General features: G+C 33.2%; 15 protein-coding genes and 1 pseudogene. All 16 read left to right on the forward strand.

Translation table 11 applies throughout. The features are described from left to right. Positions 1 to 93: 93 nt before the first annotated feature. Positions 94 to 594: pseudogene (locus tag EDD59_RS16725) on the forward strand (NAD-dependent epimerase/dehydratase family protein); the annotation flags it as partial. A gap of 38 nt (positions 595 to 632) precedes the next feature. Beyond that, positions 633 to 1,883: a nucleotide sugar dehydrogenase gene (locus EDD59_RS16730; RefSeq protein ID WP_279233373.1), complete on the forward strand. Its 1,251-nt coding sequence runs from the start codon at positions 633 to 635 to the stop codon at positions 1,881 to 1,883. A gap of 53 nt (positions 1,884 to 1,936) precedes the next feature. Further along, entirely contained in the window at positions 1,937 to 2,965 is a 1,029-nt protein-coding gene (locus EDD59_RS16735) for an acyltransferase family protein (protein WP_024344861.1), read from the forward strand. Between the two features lie 4 nt (positions 2,966 to 2,969). Beyond that, a complete protein-coding gene (locus EDD59_RS16740) occupies positions 2,970 to 3,785 on the forward strand; it encodes a DUF4422 domain-containing protein (protein ID WP_024344860.1) in 816 nt (271 codons plus the stop codon). 41 nt (positions 3,786 to 3,826) lie between these two features. Further along, a complete protein-coding gene (gene glf, locus EDD59_RS16745; protein WP_024344859.1) occupies positions 3,827 to 4,924 on the forward strand; it encodes a UDP-galactopyranose mutase in 1,098 nt (365 codons plus the stop codon). 3 nt (positions 4,925 to 4,927) lie between these two features. After that, positions 4,928 to 6,022, forward strand: a complete 1,095-nt coding sequence (locus EDD59_RS16750) for a glycosyltransferase family protein (protein ID WP_024344858.1) — start codon at positions 4,928 to 4,930, stop codon at positions 6,020 to 6,022. 44 nt (positions 6,023 to 6,066) lie between these two features. Next, positions 6,067 to 7,095: a glycosyltransferase gene (locus EDD59_RS16755; RefSeq protein ID WP_024344857.1), complete on the forward strand. Its 1,029-nt coding sequence runs from the start codon at positions 6,067 to 6,069 to the stop codon at positions 7,093 to 7,095. Then, complete coding sequence (locus tag EDD59_RS16760; RefSeq protein WP_024344856.1) at positions 7,095 to 8,381, forward strand: O-antigen ligase family protein; 1,287 nt, start codon at positions 7,095 to 7,097, stop codon at positions 8,379 to 8,381. Before EDD59_RS16755 ends, EDD59_RS16760 begins: the two co-directional genes overlap by 1 nt. 50 nt (positions 8,382 to 8,431) lie before the next feature. After that, the gene (locus EDD59_RS16765) at positions 8,432 to 9,571 is read left to right on the forward strand and encodes a polysaccharide pyruvyl transferase family protein (protein WP_024344855.1); all 1,140 of its coding nucleotides are present in this window, start codon (positions 8,432 to 8,434) and stop codon (positions 9,569 to 9,571) included. A 12-nt stretch (positions 9,572 to 9,583) separates the two neighbouring features. Further along, positions 9,584 to 10,705: a UDP-galactopyranose mutase gene (glf, locus tag EDD59_RS16770; RefSeq protein ID WP_024344854.1), complete on the forward strand. Its 1,122-nt coding sequence runs from the start codon at positions 9,584 to 9,586 to the stop codon at positions 10,703 to 10,705. A gap of 35 nt (positions 10,706 to 10,740) precedes the next feature. Next, positions 10,741 to 12,474, forward strand: coding sequence for a 2-succinyl-5-enolpyruvyl-6-hydroxy-3-cyclohexene-1-carboxylic-acid synthase (gene menD, locus EDD59_RS16775; protein ID WP_132383986.1), 1,734 nt, complete (start codon positions 10,741 to 10,743; stop codon positions 12,472 to 12,474). A 53-nt stretch (positions 12,475 to 12,527) separates the two neighbouring features. Next, positions 12,528 to 13,541, forward strand: coding sequence for a Gfo/Idh/MocA family protein (locus tag EDD59_RS16780; RefSeq protein WP_024344852.1), 1,014 nt, complete (start codon positions 12,528 to 12,530; stop codon positions 13,539 to 13,541). Positions 13,542 to 13,598: 57 nt separating this feature from the next. Continuing rightward, positions 13,599 to 15,029 (forward strand): lipopolysaccharide biosynthesis protein, encoded by a 1,431-nt coding sequence (locus EDD59_RS16785; RefSeq protein ID WP_024344851.1) that lies wholly within the window; start codon positions 13,599 to 13,601, stop codon positions 15,027 to 15,029. Between the two features lie 74 nt (positions 15,030 to 15,103). After that, positions 15,104 to 16,027 (forward strand): nucleotidyltransferase family protein, encoded by a 924-nt coding sequence (locus EDD59_RS16790; RefSeq protein ID WP_024344850.1) that lies wholly within the window; start codon positions 15,104 to 15,106, stop codon positions 16,025 to 16,027. 236 nt (positions 16,028 to 16,263) lie between these two features. After that, entirely contained in the window at positions 16,264 to 16,923 is a 660-nt protein-coding gene (locus EDD59_RS16795) for a DUF6431 domain-containing protein (RefSeq protein ID WP_132383988.1), read from the forward strand. A gap of 74 nt (positions 16,924 to 16,997) precedes the next feature. Continuing rightward, positions 16,998 to 17,774, forward strand: a complete 777-nt coding sequence (locus EDD59_RS16800) for a DDE-type integrase/transposase/recombinase (RefSeq protein ID WP_165920987.1) — start codon at positions 16,998 to 17,000, stop codon at positions 17,772 to 17,774. Positions 17,775 to 17,863: the final 89 nt, after the last annotated feature.

Genomic DNA, 17,863 nt, shown 5'->3' on the forward strand with positions numbered 1-17,863 from the left:
CTCCGAATGACAGTATATCATTCGTTGATGTTGTATAATAGTTGCTGGATTTTATTTGCCTAAATCTGCTGGTTATAGTATACCACTTACACATCAACAGGACTTCGCTTCTTTACCGTATATGGACCTGCAGGAAGACCTGATATGGCTTACTTTGGATTTACAAATAAACTCCGAGAGGGTAAGAAAATACAGATTTTTAACTATGGTAATTGCAAGAGAGATTTTACATATATAGATGATATAATTGAAGGGGTGATTCGTGTTTTGAAAGGTGCGCCTGAAAGAAAGAATGGAGAAGATGGATTACCTATTCCTCCTTATGCAGTTTATAATATTGGTAACAACAATCCTGAAAATCTACTTGAATTTGTTGAAATACTTCAGGAAGAATTAATAAGTGCAGGTGTTCTTTCAAAAGATTATGATTTTGAAGCTCATAAAGAATTAGTTGCAATGCAGCCAGGTGATGTTCCAATAACCTATGCAGATACTAGTGCTCTTGAAAAAGATTTTGATTTTAAACCTAGTACAAGTCTTAGAAGTGGATTGCGACAATTTGCTAAGTGGTATAGAAGCTTTTATATTGACTAAATAATGTTATGAGTAATGAGTGGAGGAAAATCAATAATATGAGAGAATTTAAAGATTTGAAAATTACTGTGGCTGGAACTGGATACGTAGGCTTATCTATTGCAACATTATTGTCACAGCATCATGAAGTTACAGCAGTAGATATTATTCAGGAGAAGGTTGATTTAATAAATTCAAAAAAATCTCCAATACAGGATGAATATATTGAAAAATATTTAGCTGAAAAAGAATTAAATTTAGTTGCAACAATGGATGCAAAGCAAGCATATGAAGATGCAGATTTTGTTGTGATAGCGGCGCCAACAAATTATGATAGTAAGAGAAATTTTTTTGATACAAGCGTTGTGGAAGCAGTAATTCAATTGGTTATTAAATATAATCCAGAAGCAATTATGGTGATTAAATCAACAATACCAGTAGGATACACAGCTAGTGTAAGAGAAAAATTTCATTGTGATAATATTATTTTTAGTCCAGAATTTTTAAGAGAATCTAAAGCTTTATATGACAATCTTTATCCTTCGAGAATTATTGTGGGAACAGATATTGAAAATGCGCGATTAGTAAAGGCTGCGCATGTATTTGCAGAGTTATTGCAAGAGGGTGCAGTCAAAGAGAATATTGATACTCTTTTTATGGGCTATACTGAAGCGGAGGCAGTAAAACTTTTTGCTAATACATATCTTGCATTGAGAGTTTCATACTTTAATGAGTTGGATACCTATTGTGAAAGTAAGGGATTAGACACACAACAGATTATCAATGGCGTTAGTCTGGATCCAAGAATTGGTACTCATTATAATAATCCATCGTTCGGCTATGGAGGATACTGCTTACCAAAGGACACAAAACAGTTACTTGCTAACTATGCTGATGTGCCACAAAACATGATGTCAGCAATTGTAGAGAGTAACAGAACAAGAAAAGATTTTATTGCAGATCAAGTACTTGAACTTGCTGGAACATACAGTGAGAATGATGCTTGGGATGCTGGAAAAGAGAAAGAAGTTATTGTTGGTGTATTTAGACTTACTATGAAGAGCAATAGTGATAACTTTCGACAGAGTTCTATTCAGGGCGTAATGAAGAGAGTTAAAGCAAAGGGCGCAACAGTGATTATTTATGAACCTACATTAAAAAATGGAGAAACTTTTTTTGGTTCTTTAGTTGTAAATGATTTAGAAGAATTTAAAAAGAAAAGTCATTCGATTATAGCGAATAGATATGATAGTTGTCTAGATGATGTAAAAGAGAAAGTTTACACCAGGGATATCTATAGAAGAGATTAATAATCATGAGTTGAAGGGACTTTGTTACTAAAATGAAAAAGAGAATAAGATATTTGGACGAGCTAAAGGGTTTCGTAATTATTTGTGTAGTTCTAGGACATGTATTGGATGGTTATATTGCCAGTGCATATTGGCCAGAACAAAACAATGTTTTGACTATGCTATTTAATTTGATTTATAGTTATCATATGCCATTGTGCTTTATTTTGAGTGGCTATTTTTATTATTTGGCATATTTCACAAAAGATGGAGAACTGAGAGATAAAAAATTGAATCTCCATGTAGCAGATTTTATTTCTGTTTATATTTTTTTTAGTATCATTTTCTGGATATCAAAGTTATTAATGTCTGGTAATGTGAATAGCAATGTGCTTGTTACAGATATTTTATGGATATGGAATAAACCATTACCGTCTTTCTGGTATTTATATGTTTTAATTGCTTTTTATTGCATTTTTAAATTTAATTGGTGGTCTAAAGTAAGTCCAATTTGGATGCTAGTGTTTTTGTTTGTAGCAAGCATTATCAGTGATTTTATGACATGGAGCTATGGCTTTGAGATTAAAAGAATAATTTTCTATGCGTTTTTTTTCTATATAGGAATTTGTATAAAGAAATCAAAACAATTTATTTTGTTTCAAAGACAAATATTGTTTTTAATAGGGTCTTTAGCTATTGCATTATGCACTGTTTTTTCAATTAGAGGAGTGCAAATAAATAAGGTACCATTTGTTAATGTGGTCGTTGCTTTGGGAATTTCAATTCTTTTATGGAAGTTATTTGAAAAGCTGTGGGATAATCAATCAGATGAAAAAATAGGGTTACATTTACTGGGGGAAAATATGCTAGAGATATATGTTACACATATTTTATTAACTGCAGCTATAAGAATTGTTCTTCATAAAATAAAAATTGAAATACCAATTTTATGTATATTATTGAATACACTTTTAAGTATCTGTATTCCAACAATGTGCAGTATAATCATGAAAAAAATTGGAATTCATGATTTTATTTTTAGACCATTCAGTTTTCATTTTGATAAAACAAAAAAATTAATAGATAATAAAGAAAGGATTTAATTAAATGGATAAAATAAAAATTATAGTAGCAACCCATAAAAAATGCGATATGCCTATAGATACCATGTATTTACCTTTACATGTGGGTGCTGCTGGAAAAAAAACAGAAGATGGAACACCCATTGATTTTGGATATACAAGAGATGATACGGGTGACAATATTTCTATTAGGAATTGTAACTTTGGAACACAGACAGGATTATATTGGGCATGGAAAAATCTTGATGCAGAATATAAGGGATTGGTACATTATAGAAGATATTTTGTAGGTTCCAATGCTAAGAAAAACGATCTTCTTAATTCTGTAATAACGTATGACGAAATTGAGCCAATGCTTGTTAAATATAAAGTCTTTGTACCGAAGAAGAGACACTATTATATTGAGACTTTATATTCACACTATGCTCATACACACGATGAACGTCACTTTAAAATTGTTGAGAAGATAATAAAAAAAGATTGTCCCGAATATCTATCTGCATACAATAAAGTTCTTAATCGGAGATGGGGCTATATGTTTAATATGATGATTCTTCAAAAGGATTTGATGGATGATTATTGTTCATGGCTATTTAATATTTTGTTTCAAGCGTTTGAGCAAGTTGACACAAAAGGAATGTCTGCTTTTGACAGTAGATTTTGTGGACGTATCAGTGAAATTCTTTTTGATGTGTGGCTAGAAAATAAAATTCAAACAGGCAGGGTAAATAGAGAAGAAATTAAAGAGTTATCATATATGGAAGATGTAAATTGGAATTACAAAATCAAAGCATTTTTATCAGCTAAATTCTTACATAAGAAATATGGGGTTAGCTCATAGTATTTAAGTTAAATTACGAATAACGATGATTGGAGAAAAAAATGAAATATAAATATGTAGTGGTAGGAGCAGGATTAGCAGGTATAACAGTTGCAGAACGTATTGCGACACAACTTCACGAAAAAGTATTAATTATTGAAAAGAGGAATCATATTGGTGGTAATGTGTATGATGAATATGATCCGGCTGGCATACTTATTCAAAAATATGGACCGCATACATTTCACACGAATGATAAAGAAGTATTTGATTATATTTGCAAATACACAAAATGGCACGAATATCAACATAGGGTGTTGTCGTATGTAAATGGTAATTTTGTACCAATGCCTATCTCATTAGAAACCATAAACCAGTTGTATAACATGAATTTATCTGAAGATGAAATGGATGCATTCATTGAAAGTAGAAGAGTTAAAATTGATGAGATAAAGACTAGTGAAGATGTAGTTTTGAGTCAGGGCGGTCAGGATATATATGAAAAATTCTTCAAGTATTTTACGATTAAGCAGTGGGGAGTGGATCCTTCACAACTTGACAAATCTGTAATAAGTAGAATACCATTTAGAAAAAATCGGGATACTAGATATTTCACAGATCAATATCAAGGGAATCCTCAGGGAGGATTTACACAGATGTGTCAAAACATGTTAGATCATCCAGAAATAAAAATACTTTTAAATACTGATTATAAGGAAGTAATCAATGATATTGAATATGAAAAATTAATTTATACGGGTCCGGTAGATTACTATTTTGACTATGAACTAGGTAAACTTCAATGGAGAAGTATAAAATTTATATTTGAAACTCATGATTGCGAATCGTATCAACCTGTAGCAAGTACTAGATGGCCAATGGATTACGAGTATACAAGAATAACTGAATTTAAAAAGTTGACAGGACAAAAAAATGATAAAACGACTATTTTAAAAGAAATTCCGTGTGAGGGGGATGAACCATTTTATACTTTCCCGACAGCAGAGTGGAAAGCATTGGCAGAGCAATATCGAGAAAAAGCTACAAAAGAAAAAAACGTGATTTTCTTAGGTAGATTGGCAGAATATAAATATTATGATATGGATGATGTAGTCAGAAAAGCTCTTGATTGTTTTGAGAAAATTAAGGGAGAACAATAAATAATGCATTTACTGATATTAACTGCGTTCTATCCGATTCCGGGTATTACACATGAAAGGATGTTTGTCCATGTACGGAATAGATATTATCAGGAACATGGTGCAAAGGTAACAGTTTTAAATTTTGCTGCAAAAGATAATTATACAATTGACAATATCAATGTTATTACGTTGCAGGAGTTTGAACAAAGGGATATACATTATGACATTGTAATTAGTCATTCTGCAAACGTGAGAAATCATTATCTTTTTTTAAAAAAGTATGAGAAAGAATTTGAAAATTTGGTATTCTTTTTTCACGGGCATGAAGCATCAATATTTGCAAAAGATTATCCGGAGCCCTATAAATTTACAAAAGATGGAAAAATAATAAAACGAACATGTCAGCTTTTCTACGATCATTTCAAATTAAATTTGTGGAGACCTTTTTATAAAAAACTTGCAAAGAAATCACAGTATGTTTTTGTAAGTGATTATTTTTATAAAAGAGTTCAAAAAAATATGCGTATAACACCTGCCGATTTATCTGAACACTGTCATGTGATTCATAATAGTATTGGTTCCTTTTTTGAGAATAAAGATTATGAAATGAAAACAGATAAAAAATATGATTATATATCAATCCGTTCCAATTTAGATGCACCTAAGTATGGAGTTGATCAATATATTGAACTTGCCAATAAATATCCAGAAAAGAGATTTTTATTAATTGGCAAGGGTGAAATATTTGATTATTTTGAAAAACCACAAAACATGGAATGGATTAATCATACTCTGAGTCATGAAGAAATGCTAGGGTATCTCAATAATGCTAGATGTGGTATCATGTTAACAAGGTCCGATACACAAGGTGTAATGACCTGTGAAATGGCGTCAATTGGTATGCCTATTGTTTCATCAGACATTGAAGTATGTCATGAAATTTTAAGTTGCTTTCCAAATGTGGCACTTGTACCAAATGATGTAGAGAAGATAGAATTGAATTCTATATATGAAAAATTAGCTATGGGACTTCCTTACGATAAATGTAAAAAGTATTATGCGGAGGGAACAATTCAAAAGGAAATGAAATTATTTCAATCTTTAATTACTGACTAAGAAATCATATATTATTTATTGGAATATAGTAAAGAGGTGAAAAAATGAATGTGGTATTATGCGAGTACGCAGGAAAAAGAGAATTTACAGCAGGAAATAAGGCACGTGCAGATGCAGTGGAAATATTAAAACAGTGCGGATACAAGCATATACCCTTATATAGAAGCAAGGCATGTAAACCATTTATTTTGCTTCAAATGATAATGGGGTGCTTTCGAACGTTTTTTTTTGCTGGACACAATGATACTGTGTTTATTCAATATCCTTATTATCCAGCTATCGTTAATAAAGTATTAATTAGTATTCTAAATTTCGGGAAAAAAATAAAAAAATATAAGATGTGTATGTTAATACATGATATTGTAGGGTTGCGTGCAGAGGGAGATGTAGAGAAGAATATTGAACCAGAAACACAATTGTTTGAAAATATCGATAAAGTAATCTGCCATAATAATAGCATGCAAAAGATATTGAAAAATAGTGGAAGAAAAAAAGACTATACGGTTTTAGGACCATTTGATTACCTTTATAATAAAAATAATATTCAAACTAATTTTCAAACTAAACCAAGCATAATTATTGCTGGCAATCTTTCACGCGAAAAATGTGGATATATCTATAAGTTAGGTAAAATTACACAATGCAATTTTAATTTATATGGAATTAACTATGATGGGCCTTCGGATAGTCATATTCATTATAATGGTTCGTTTTCACCAGAAGAATTAATTGAACATTTGGATGGCAATTATGGATTGGTTTGGGATGGTGACTCAATAGATACATGTGATGGAGTATTTGGACGTTATTTACGCTACAATAATCCACATAAATTTTCCCTCTATATTGCAGCTGGCATACCACTTATTGTTTGGGGGGAGTCAGCATTAGCGTCTTACGTGGAAGAAAAAGGAATCGGTATATCTATAAATTCATTATGTGATTTGAATGATATCATACCACTTATTAATGAAACAGAATATAAAAAAATGGTGGATAACATTTTGAGAATTAGAGAGCAATTGATAAAGGGGGAAAACTTAAAACAGGCAATTCAGGGGGAGTTAGTTTAATGAAATCATATAAAAGACATTCCTTGCGTTCAATTTTGAGATGGATTATGGCTGTTTTGCTAATATTTGAAATTAATTCAGTCTTCTATAATTCATATAATATAAACTTTCACATCTCGGAATTAATAGGTGTGGTGTCTCTTATAATTGTAATTACAGAATTTAAGAGTGGCATAAGATTAAAGAGGGAACTATTAGTTTTTATATGTGTATATGAGTTACTGGCACTTCTTTATTTAGCAATATCAGTTGATGGCGAAGCTCTTATTTCTTATAGTATGAAATTTATATTTTTTATTCCGATGATGACTGTAGTTTATGCAGTCAATAGTAATTTGCTAATTGATATAGTGAAAAAAATGAGCAGGTTTACTGTGTTTCTAGCAGGAATGTCAATTATTTCATATTTGGCTTCGTTTGTGTTACCAAACCTTGGTACATTTACTATTTTTTGGGGGAAAGTACGTCAAGCTGAAAATTTTTTGTTTTTCTTTTCGTCGCAACGTCAGGAAATAGCGGGACATTACGTTATGAGAAATACAGGGATATTTTGCGAAGCACCGATGTATGCATTTGTATTGATTATGGCACTGGCTGTTGAATTGTTTTTTTATAAAAAGACTAAAACAAAAAGTGTGATTTTACTCATATTAACAATTGTAACAACATATTCAGTAACAGCAGTGATTTTAATGATGTGCTTGATGGTTGCAAAATATTATTATGGGAATATAGCATTTGAGTGGCAAGGTGATTATGAAATATATAAGCGGAGAAAGAAATCTGCTACAAGATATTTGGTTGTTCTGGTAGGTGTTATTATAGCTTCTATAGGCGTTTATTATTTAATGAAATTTAAAATGAATACAGGTCTTTCGTATTCCAAAAGGATAGATGATTACATAGCAGGATTTGCAGCATGGCGTCAAAATCCAATTTGGGGAGTTGGATACGGAAAAGGTGAAATTATAACAGCTAATATGGCAGAGTGGCGCCTGAAATATACACAATCAGGTTATAGCAATTCAGTAATGTATATAGTGGCAACTATGGGATGTTATGGTTCAGTGCTATACATTGCTGGTATATATGGCGGTATACGATATGGAATTAATAGAAAGCAATATTTTATTTCTATGCAGTATTGTGTTTTACTAATATTGCTTTTTGTAACAGTTGTACCGATGCATTTTTATGTTTTAAATTATGTATCATTTGGAATTGCAGCATCTTTTTATGGAAGAAAACAGCAATTACAAGAAATTAAGGATAATACTAAATTTTAGCAAAAGGCATTTGTCTGCAGTATTATTTTATTATGCAAAAGGAGAAAAAAATGATAGGAATTATTACTTTTCATGGTTCTCATAATCATGGATCAGTATTACAGGCTTATGCCACACAACAAGCTACAAATCAATTGGGATTTCAATCAGAAATTATTAATTTCAGGATGAAATCACAAAAACAGTATTATGCTTTATATCAAACAAAATACGGGGTAATGAGATTTTTTCGCAATTTGCTTTTATTACCAGTTCATGGAGCACGAAAAAAAAGATATATAAAATTTGAAAAATTCATAAATACTTTCTATCAACTTTCAGGACAAGAGTTATGTACTTATGAAGACTTAAAATCCATTGATGAAAAGTATGATGTGTATTTAGCAGGAAGTGACCAGATTTGGTCTAATTTGATACCAGAATTTAAAGGTTCTACGATTGATTACACAGATGCGTACTTTTTGAGTTTTACTTCTAAAAAAAAGGTGTCGTATGCATCAAGTATTGGTGAAATATCAGAAGAAGATTTAAATAAAAAGAAGGATTTACTTAGACGATTTTCTTATATTACCACAAGGGAAGCTGCGGGAGCAGAAAAATTGAGTGCCATTGTAGAACATCCGGTAGAAACAGTTTTAGATCCAACATTTTTATTAACTAAACAAGATTGGAAGAGGCTTGAGTCTAAAAAAGAGCTAGTAAAAGGTAAGTATATTCTATTGTATACATTAAAAGGAATTCGACCTGGAATTCAATGGGGCAAACATTTGGTATTGCTTGGAAAAAAATTGGGGATGAAAGTAGTTTGTGTATCTCCATTTTTCCCGATTATGTATCCAGGCGTTGAAAATTTAATTAATGTTGGACCATGCGATTTTCTTAATCTAATTAGTCATGCACAGCTAGTGTTTACGGATTCTTTTCATGGAACTGCGTTTTCGATTAATTATAACAAACCATTTTATTCATTAAATATGCATGGTAGTCGCGACGCCCGTAAAACAGGTATTATTAGCATGGTAGGGTTGGAAGAACGTATTTTAACATCGTTTGAACAAATTGAACAAATTCAGGAGTATAACTTAGATTATTCAAAATCAGAAATTGTATTAAACGAGAAGAGAAAAGAAAGCTTTTCAATATTGAAGAGTATGTTACAGTCTGAGTGTAATGTAGAGAAAAAAGAGTAGCAGGAGAAAAAAATGAAATATGATTATTTGGTAGTTGGTGCGGGTCTTTATGGCTCGGTATTTGCACATGAAGCTAAAAGCAAAGGGAAAAAAGTACTTGTTATTGATAAACGCGCTAATATTGCAGGAAACATTTATACAGAAGATATTGAAGGAATTCATGTTCATAAATATGGTGCTCATATATTCCACACAAATAAGAAAGAAGTATGGGATTATATTACGCAATTTGCAGAGTTTAATCGTTTTACCAATAGTCCGATTGCGAATTATTGTGGAGAGCTATTTAGCTTACCTTTTAATATGTATACATTCAATAAAATGTGGGGAGTAGTAACACCCGAAGCAGCAAAGAAAAAAATTGAAGAACAAAGACAAATGGCTGGAATAACAAAACCTAAAAATTTAGAGGAGCAGGCAATTTCTTTAGTAGGTGTGGATATCTATGAGAAATTGATTAAGGGCTACACAGAAAAGCAATGGGGACGTAGCTGTAAAGAGCTTCCAGCATCTATTATTAACAGACTTCCAGTAAGATTTACTTTTGATAATAATTATTTCAATGCGCTTTATCAGGGAATTCCGATTGGAGGATATACAAAGTTAGTCGAGAATTTGTTACATGATATTGAAGTGCGATTAAATACTGATTATTTATCAAATAAGGAAAGTCTAGATTCGATAGCGAATCAAATTATTTACACTGGTCCGATTGATGCGTATTTCGAATATAAACTAGGAGCATTAGAATATAGATCGGTTTATTTTGAAACAGAGTTATTGGAAACCACTAATTTTCAAGGAAATGCAGCGGTTAATTATACAGATAAGGAGACGCCTTGGACAAGAATCATCGAACATAAATGGTTTGAATTTGGAAAGGATATGCAAGGAAATGAGTTACCTAGAACAATAATTAGTAAGGAATATAGTGCAGAGTGGAAATTAGGAAATGAGCCATATTATCCAATAAATGATATAAAGAATGAAGAATTATACAAGGCATATAGGGAATTGACATTGAAGGAAAGAAATATTATTTTTGGCGGTAGACTTGGAGAATATAAATATTATGATATGGATCAAGTAATAGAAGCTGCTTTGAATATGTCTAAAAAAGTACTTCATTTTTAATAATATCATATTGGAGAAGGGAGAGAACAAATATTATGGAAAATATAATGTATTCAGATTTGAAAAATGTCCAAATTCTTATAGCTTTATTAAAAGAGTATAATATTCATAGAATTGTACTTTCACCAGGGGGGAGAAATGTTCCTTTTGTTCATTCAGTAGAAAACGATCCTGATTTTACATGCTACTCGATTGTAGATGAACGAAGTGCAGGTTTTTTTGCACTTGGTATTATTCAGAAAACGCATGAACCAGTTGCAATTTGTTGTACATCAGCAACAGCAGTATGTAATTATATGTCAGCAGTAAATGAAGCTTTTTATCAAAAATTACCTTTAGTAGTGTTAACTGCGGATAGAAATGGATACTATTTAAATCAAAACGAAGATCAGATGATTCCTCAAACAGCAATTTTTAGGGATGTATGCAAAAAGGAAGTGTCATTGCCAATTGTCAAAGATGAGTTGGATGAATGGTATTGTGGTAGATTAGTGAATGAGGCTCTTTCTGAATTAGTTCATCATTCTGTTGGTCCAGTACATATTAATTTTTTGATTGAAAAAGTTGGAGCAGGATACAATACACCATCTCTTCCACCTGTAAATAAGATAGAAAGAATTATGAAAAAAAATTTAGAAGCATGGAAGACAGCCCGAGAGCAATTATATGGAAAAAAAATATTGTTAATTTATGGACAACATTTATCAAAACAATCAAATATAGAAGAGTTGCTCAATAAATTTGCTTTACAATATAACTGTGTTATAGCGGCGGATCATTTGGCAAATATACATTGCGAAAAGCAATTTAATACATTTTTAATTTCAAATACAAATGCATTTGAATCGTTAAATGAAATCCTACCAGATATAGTAATTACAATGGGTGAAAACTATGTTTCAGAAATTAGAAATTGGTTGAAGAGAAATATCGGAAAATTTGTTCACTGGAGAGTTAATGAAGACGGTGAATTTGCAGATCAATTTCATAATTTAAAATATGTATTTGAATGTACTGAAGAGGAATTTATTGATAAAATGATGCCTGTAGATGAAGAAATTCAAGATACAAACACATATTATGAGCAATGGTTATTACTTCAGAGTAAAATTAAATTTTCCGAGTTACCTTTTTCGAGCATGTATATAACTAAAAGATATTTTGAAAAAATCCCACAGGGTTCTAATTTGCATTTAGCAAATAGTAATAGTGTCAGATTGGCACAGATGTTTCCTTTGGATTCTTCAGTATCAGTGTTTTGTAATAGAGGAACGAATGGAATTGATGGATCCATGTCTTCTTTTATGGGATTAGCAACAGTTTCTGATGAACTAAGCTTTTTGTTAATCGGAGATTTAAGCTTTTTCTATGATATGAATGCACTTTGGAATCGGTATGTGGGTTCGAATATTCGAATATTATTAATGAATAACTCTGGAGCAAGTATTTTTCATGTGTCGCCAGGAGAAAAATTGCTTCCAACAATTGATCGGTTTACGGCAGCAGAACATGATGCAAAAGCAGAAAGCTGGGTTAAATCAAGAGGGCTGAAATATCTAGCAGCAAGTACTATAGAAGAGTTTGAAGAGAGTATAGATGTGTTTACTGATAAGAATGCAAAAGTACCAATGCTTTTTGAGGTTTTTACAGATAAAGCAGAAGATGCTGAGTTGATGAAAAAATTTTATAGTGATAATAAGAAAAATAATTTATTGTCGGGTGATAAGAAAGTTCTTTTTAAAACAGCTATTAGAAAAATAATTAAATAGTAACTCATATCTGTATTTAGTTTGATAATTCAATTTTGAAAGGAGAATATCATATGTTGACACCATTAAATATTGTAGTAATAGGAATTGGACATAGTCATGCTGAAGGTGTTGTTGCAGAGGTGAAATTTCGTAAGGATCTTTTTAACATCATTGGTTACGTGGAGGATGATGAAAAGATATTAACAGAAAAGCAAAAACTTAGTACTTTTTCTGATTTAAAGAGGTTAAACAGGAATGATGTATTACAGGGAGTCTACAAAGTCGATGGCATAATTATTGAAGAAGTAATGGAAAAAATCATTCCGACCTGTATAGAATTTTTAGCTCTTGGTGTACCATTACATGCAGATAAGCCGACAGGATTAAATGATGATTTTATTACTTATATGAATATGGCTGAGGAACGAAAGATTCCGGTTCAAATAGGATATATGTACCGATATGGGGCACAAATTATAGAATTGAAAAAGAGAATTAAAGAAGGAATAGGAGATATTACGCAATTTGATACGGCAATGGATATAGACTTATCTGTTGCAAACAGAAAAAAAATAATACAGCAAGGTAGTTCTATGTATGTATATGGTTCACATATTTTGGATCTAATTACTAGTATTGCTGGATTTCCAGATACAGTATATTCATTTTTGAGGAAAAGCGGGATTGATGGATTAGATATTGAAGATAATTGCGTTGCAGTTTTAGATTATAAGAAATATTGCGCAACATTAAGAACTAGTGCCATTAGTGCTAATGGATATTTGCGTCGTCATATAGTTATTGCTGGCACAAAAGGCGCAATATCTATTGAACCGTTAGAAAAGCCTACAAAAATGTATTATACACCAAGAAAACCTGGTGGAAATGGCGGAGATGGTGCCATCGATTTATCAACAGAGATCAACTTAGCACACTATCAATTCAACAGACGTTATCAATTTATGATGGAAAATTTTGCATATATGATCAAGGGTGAAAATGAGAAGTTGTATGTTAAGGTGGATTATGATTATGAGAGAAAACTACATAGATTACTATTACAGATATTGAATAATTCGTATTAGATAAGATGTTATCAGTGCAATAGTATGAATATAAAAAGCAATAGGAGTGAACTGTGAATGAAATCAAATGAATCGTCAAATGAAACAAAATCTGTCGGAAATGGAGCGTTTAAGGCAGGCATATGGTATACTATTTCGACAATAATGATAAAAGCAATAGCTGTGATTACTACACCTATTGTCACAAGAATGATGTCTGCAGACGATTATGGAGTTGCCGCTACATTTACATCATGGTATTCACTTCTTCAAGTAATATGCACATTGGATTTATCAATGAGTGTGGGAAGAGCCAAATTAGATTATCCTGGGAAGCTTAACAAATTTATTGGCTCAATGCAATTATTATCAGCATTTTTTACAACATGTATGATTGTTTTAGGCTTGATTTTTATTGAACCATTATCGTCGTTTATGGAAATGAATAAAATGCTATTGACAATTCTAGCTGTATATTTATTGTTGACACCTGCTGTCACTTTTGCACAAACAAGATTTCGTTATGAATACCGATATAAAGAAAATATTTTTATTATGCTTTATACTTCTGTAACATCAATTTTATTAACGATAATCTTATTGTATACAATGACCGACAACAAATATATCGGAAAAGTAGTGGGGACAGCATTACCAACATGTTTGCTTGCTGTATTTTTTTGGATAGGTTCAATTAAAAGAAAAGAAGTTTCTATTAATAAAGAATATTGGAAATATGGATTAGCTATTTCGCTTCCTATGCTAATTCATACAGTATCACTCAATTTATTGGCAACATCGGATCGAGTAGTAATTACAAAATTTTGTGGTTCAGGTTCTACGGCCATATATACATTAGCTTATCAATATGCAATTCTCATGAATATTGTTATGAATGCAATCAATCAAGCGTGGTTGCCATGGTTTCATGATAATTATTATGAAGGTAATATGGAGCTAATTCGAAAAAAAACAAAAAATCTAGTAATGCTTGGTGGATTTATAGGTATTGGATGTATTTCTTTAGCACCAGAAGCTATACGTATTTTGGGACCAGCAGAATATAAAGATGGTGTATATGTTGTTGCACCTGTTGTAATTGGTATAGTTTGTCAATTTATTTATTCGAATTATATTAATATTGAGCTTCACTTGAAAAATACTAAATATGCATCCGTTGGAACAGTAATAGCTGCAATACTAAATGTAGTATTGAATATTATATTTGTGCCAAAGTACGGATTTATTGCAGCTGCGTATACAACGCTATTTAGTTATATTTTGCTTATGCTTTTGCATTATTTGATAACACGATACATTTTACATATACAGTTATATGACAACGTGTATTTTGTTTTATGTTTAGTAGTCGTAACAATAATGGCGGTAGTGTTTACCTATTTATATTCTCATTTTGTAATACGATTTGCAATTATGTGTGTGATTGGAATTTTATTCATTATTGCTAATGTGCGTAATGGTGTTATAAAGTATAAAAAGATTAGCTAATAGTGTGCAATGTATTCTCGAAGTTTCAGTATAATGTTAATCGAATACATTTTATAGATTAGAGAGGAGTACAAATGGAAAAGAAAACGACACTACTTATTATGGCAGCGGGAATAGGAAGCCGTTTTGGAGGTGGTATTAAACAGTTGGCACCAGTGGATGAGGACAATCATATAATTATGGACTACTCTATTCATGATGCGATTGAAGCTGGATTTAACAAGATTGTTTTTATTATTCGTAAGGATATTGAAAAGGATTTCCTCGAGGCAATAGGAAATCGAATCGAAGCCATTTGCAAAGAGCATGATGTAGAGGTTGGGTATGCATTCCAAGCGTTAGATCATATTCCTGGGGAGTTACCAACTGATAGAACAAAGCCATGGGGAACAGGACAAGCTGTATTGGCTGCGAAGAAGTTAATTGATACACCATTTACTGTAATTAATGCGGACGATTATTATGGCAAGAATGCATTTGTGAAGATTCATGATTGGTTGTGTAGTGAAGAAGAAAAATCTGCATCAGATTTCTGTATGGCGGGTTTTATTTTGAAGAATACATTATCTGAGCATGGAGGTGTGACACGAGGCATTTGCAAGACGGATGGTAGCGGATACTTGACAGATGTAGTAGAGACTTCGAATATTGTGAAAACTACAGAGGGAGCTGCTGTAGATGGCAAGAAAATTGATGCGAATTCGTATGCATCTATGAACATGTGGGGATTGACTCCTGAATTTATGGATACACTGGAAATGAACTTTAAAATATTTTTTGAAGAGGACGTACCAAAAAATCCATTGAAGGCAGAGTATTTACTCCCTATTTTGATTGGAGATCTTCTTCAGAAGGATGAGGTGACTGTAAAGATTTTGCCAACAGAGGATAAGTGGTTTGGCGTGACATATGCCGAGGATAAGGAAAGTGTGATTGAATCATTTAAAAAGCTTGTAGAGATGGGAATGTATCAGAAAAATTTGTTTGAGGATCTATGATTGAGACAAAAGCGGAAATGAAAAGAAATTGCTCTATAATTTTGAGAGCAATTTCTTAATGTTACCTAGAGTTTATTTAAACAGTTGGAATGAATAATCATTGGAGACTGCCCCGCAAGGAGTTTGTAATAATTAAGCATTCTCCACTTATAGTCTAATATTTCTGGGGGGACATTTAAAATAGCTGCCGTTTGAAAGAAAGTGTTGATGCCAGCTTTTAATGTCTAAAAGCAGATTTGCTTGCGTGTCACTGGAGTGCCCTGTATACTGTCATTAGTATGCAGAAAGGAAAAGTTCCAGAGAACACTCTCCTGCAAGATTGTCATTCTCTGGAACCCACTGGGTTTTCACCCATGATTATTTTATCAGAGTATGAGCTAATCTACAACAACAAAGATGATTTTTATGCCGTTTCGCCTAAATCCGAGCAGATTGCAGCCTGCCCAGAGTGCAGCCACTCTTTAAAGTATCGCGATTCACGCTTACGAATCCGCAAAGTTCATGGAGGTGGTTCTGATCAGTTGCTGATCCGACGGTTAAAGTGCAGCCACTGCAAGCGCCTGCACACGGAATTGCCGGATGTCCTGGCACCCTACAAGCACTATACGACAGAAGTTATCGAAGATGTTGTTGATGCTGTCATTGACAGTGATGACCTGGCAACAGAAGCCTACCCCTGCGAGGCCACAATGCACCGCTGGAATGCCTGGCTGTTTTACAACCAGCTTCGCATTGACGGCTTGTTGAAGTCGGTTGGTTATCGCCGGCTTGGCTTCAGCGAAGTATTCTTAAAATCAGGCCTCTCCCTCCTTGCCGGGATACGAGAAACCGGAGCCGGCTGGTTGGGAACCATTCTTCGGGTCATCTATAACGCGGGAAACTTTTTGCCTGCTTAGCAATCTGCACCTACTTTGTTTTGCTGTCATAAACACAATCCGATATGATGACCTCAAAGGAGGATATCATACTTATGAACATGCAATTAGAACAAGAAACCACAAAACAATGGCAGGAAGACCAGGCCCTGGAGCGGTATCGGATTATCGCTCCTTTATTGGATGACTCCCTGGACCTGGCAAAAAAGCAACAGCTGCGGAAGGAGCTGGCCAGCCAAAATAATCTTTCGATCCGCAGTCTGTACCGTTATGAACAGTCCTTCCGGGATAAAGGCGGCTTCTCCGGTCTGAAGCCGATGAACCGGGCAATGCGCCGCTCGCAAAACTTGCCGGACAATTTCGAGGAGCTGCTAGCCGAAGCCATCCAGTTAAAGCGAGAAGTCCCGTCCCGTTCTGTGGCACAGATTATCCTAATCCTGGAGATGGAAGAGCGCGTACAGCCAGGTGTGCTGAAGCGCTCCACCCTACAGCGGTATCTGTACAATGCCGGCTTTGGGAAAAAACAGATGAAGAAGTATGCAGATGCAAGAGGCAGTTCAACGAAACGGTTCTGCAAAGCTCATCGGATGCAGCTGGCTCAGGCAGATATTAAATACTGCGTAAAATTGCCAATTGGGCCAAATGGCAAGATGGTGCAGACATATCTTGCTGCCATTATTGATGACCATTCCAAAGTAATTTTAGGATCCGGAATTTATGACAACCAGGAAAAGACGATTGTGGAAGATGCCTATCACAGAGCTATTCTGGAACGAGGTGTTTTTTCTGCAACCTATTGTGACAATGGCAAGCAATTCGTCTCCACCCAACTGATTCGCGCCCTTTCAACCTTGGGAATCCGGCATCTGTAAACGGCAAGTACTTTCCAGCAAAAAGTGGAAATTATTTTCCAGCGTTTTTTGGCAAATAAAATCCAGCACTTTTGCTTATAGCACTCCGT

This window comes from Muricomes intestini, assembly GCF_004346165.1.
Classification (GTDB): Bacteria; Bacillota; Clostridia; order Lachnospirales; family Lachnospiraceae; genus Muricomes; species Muricomes intestini.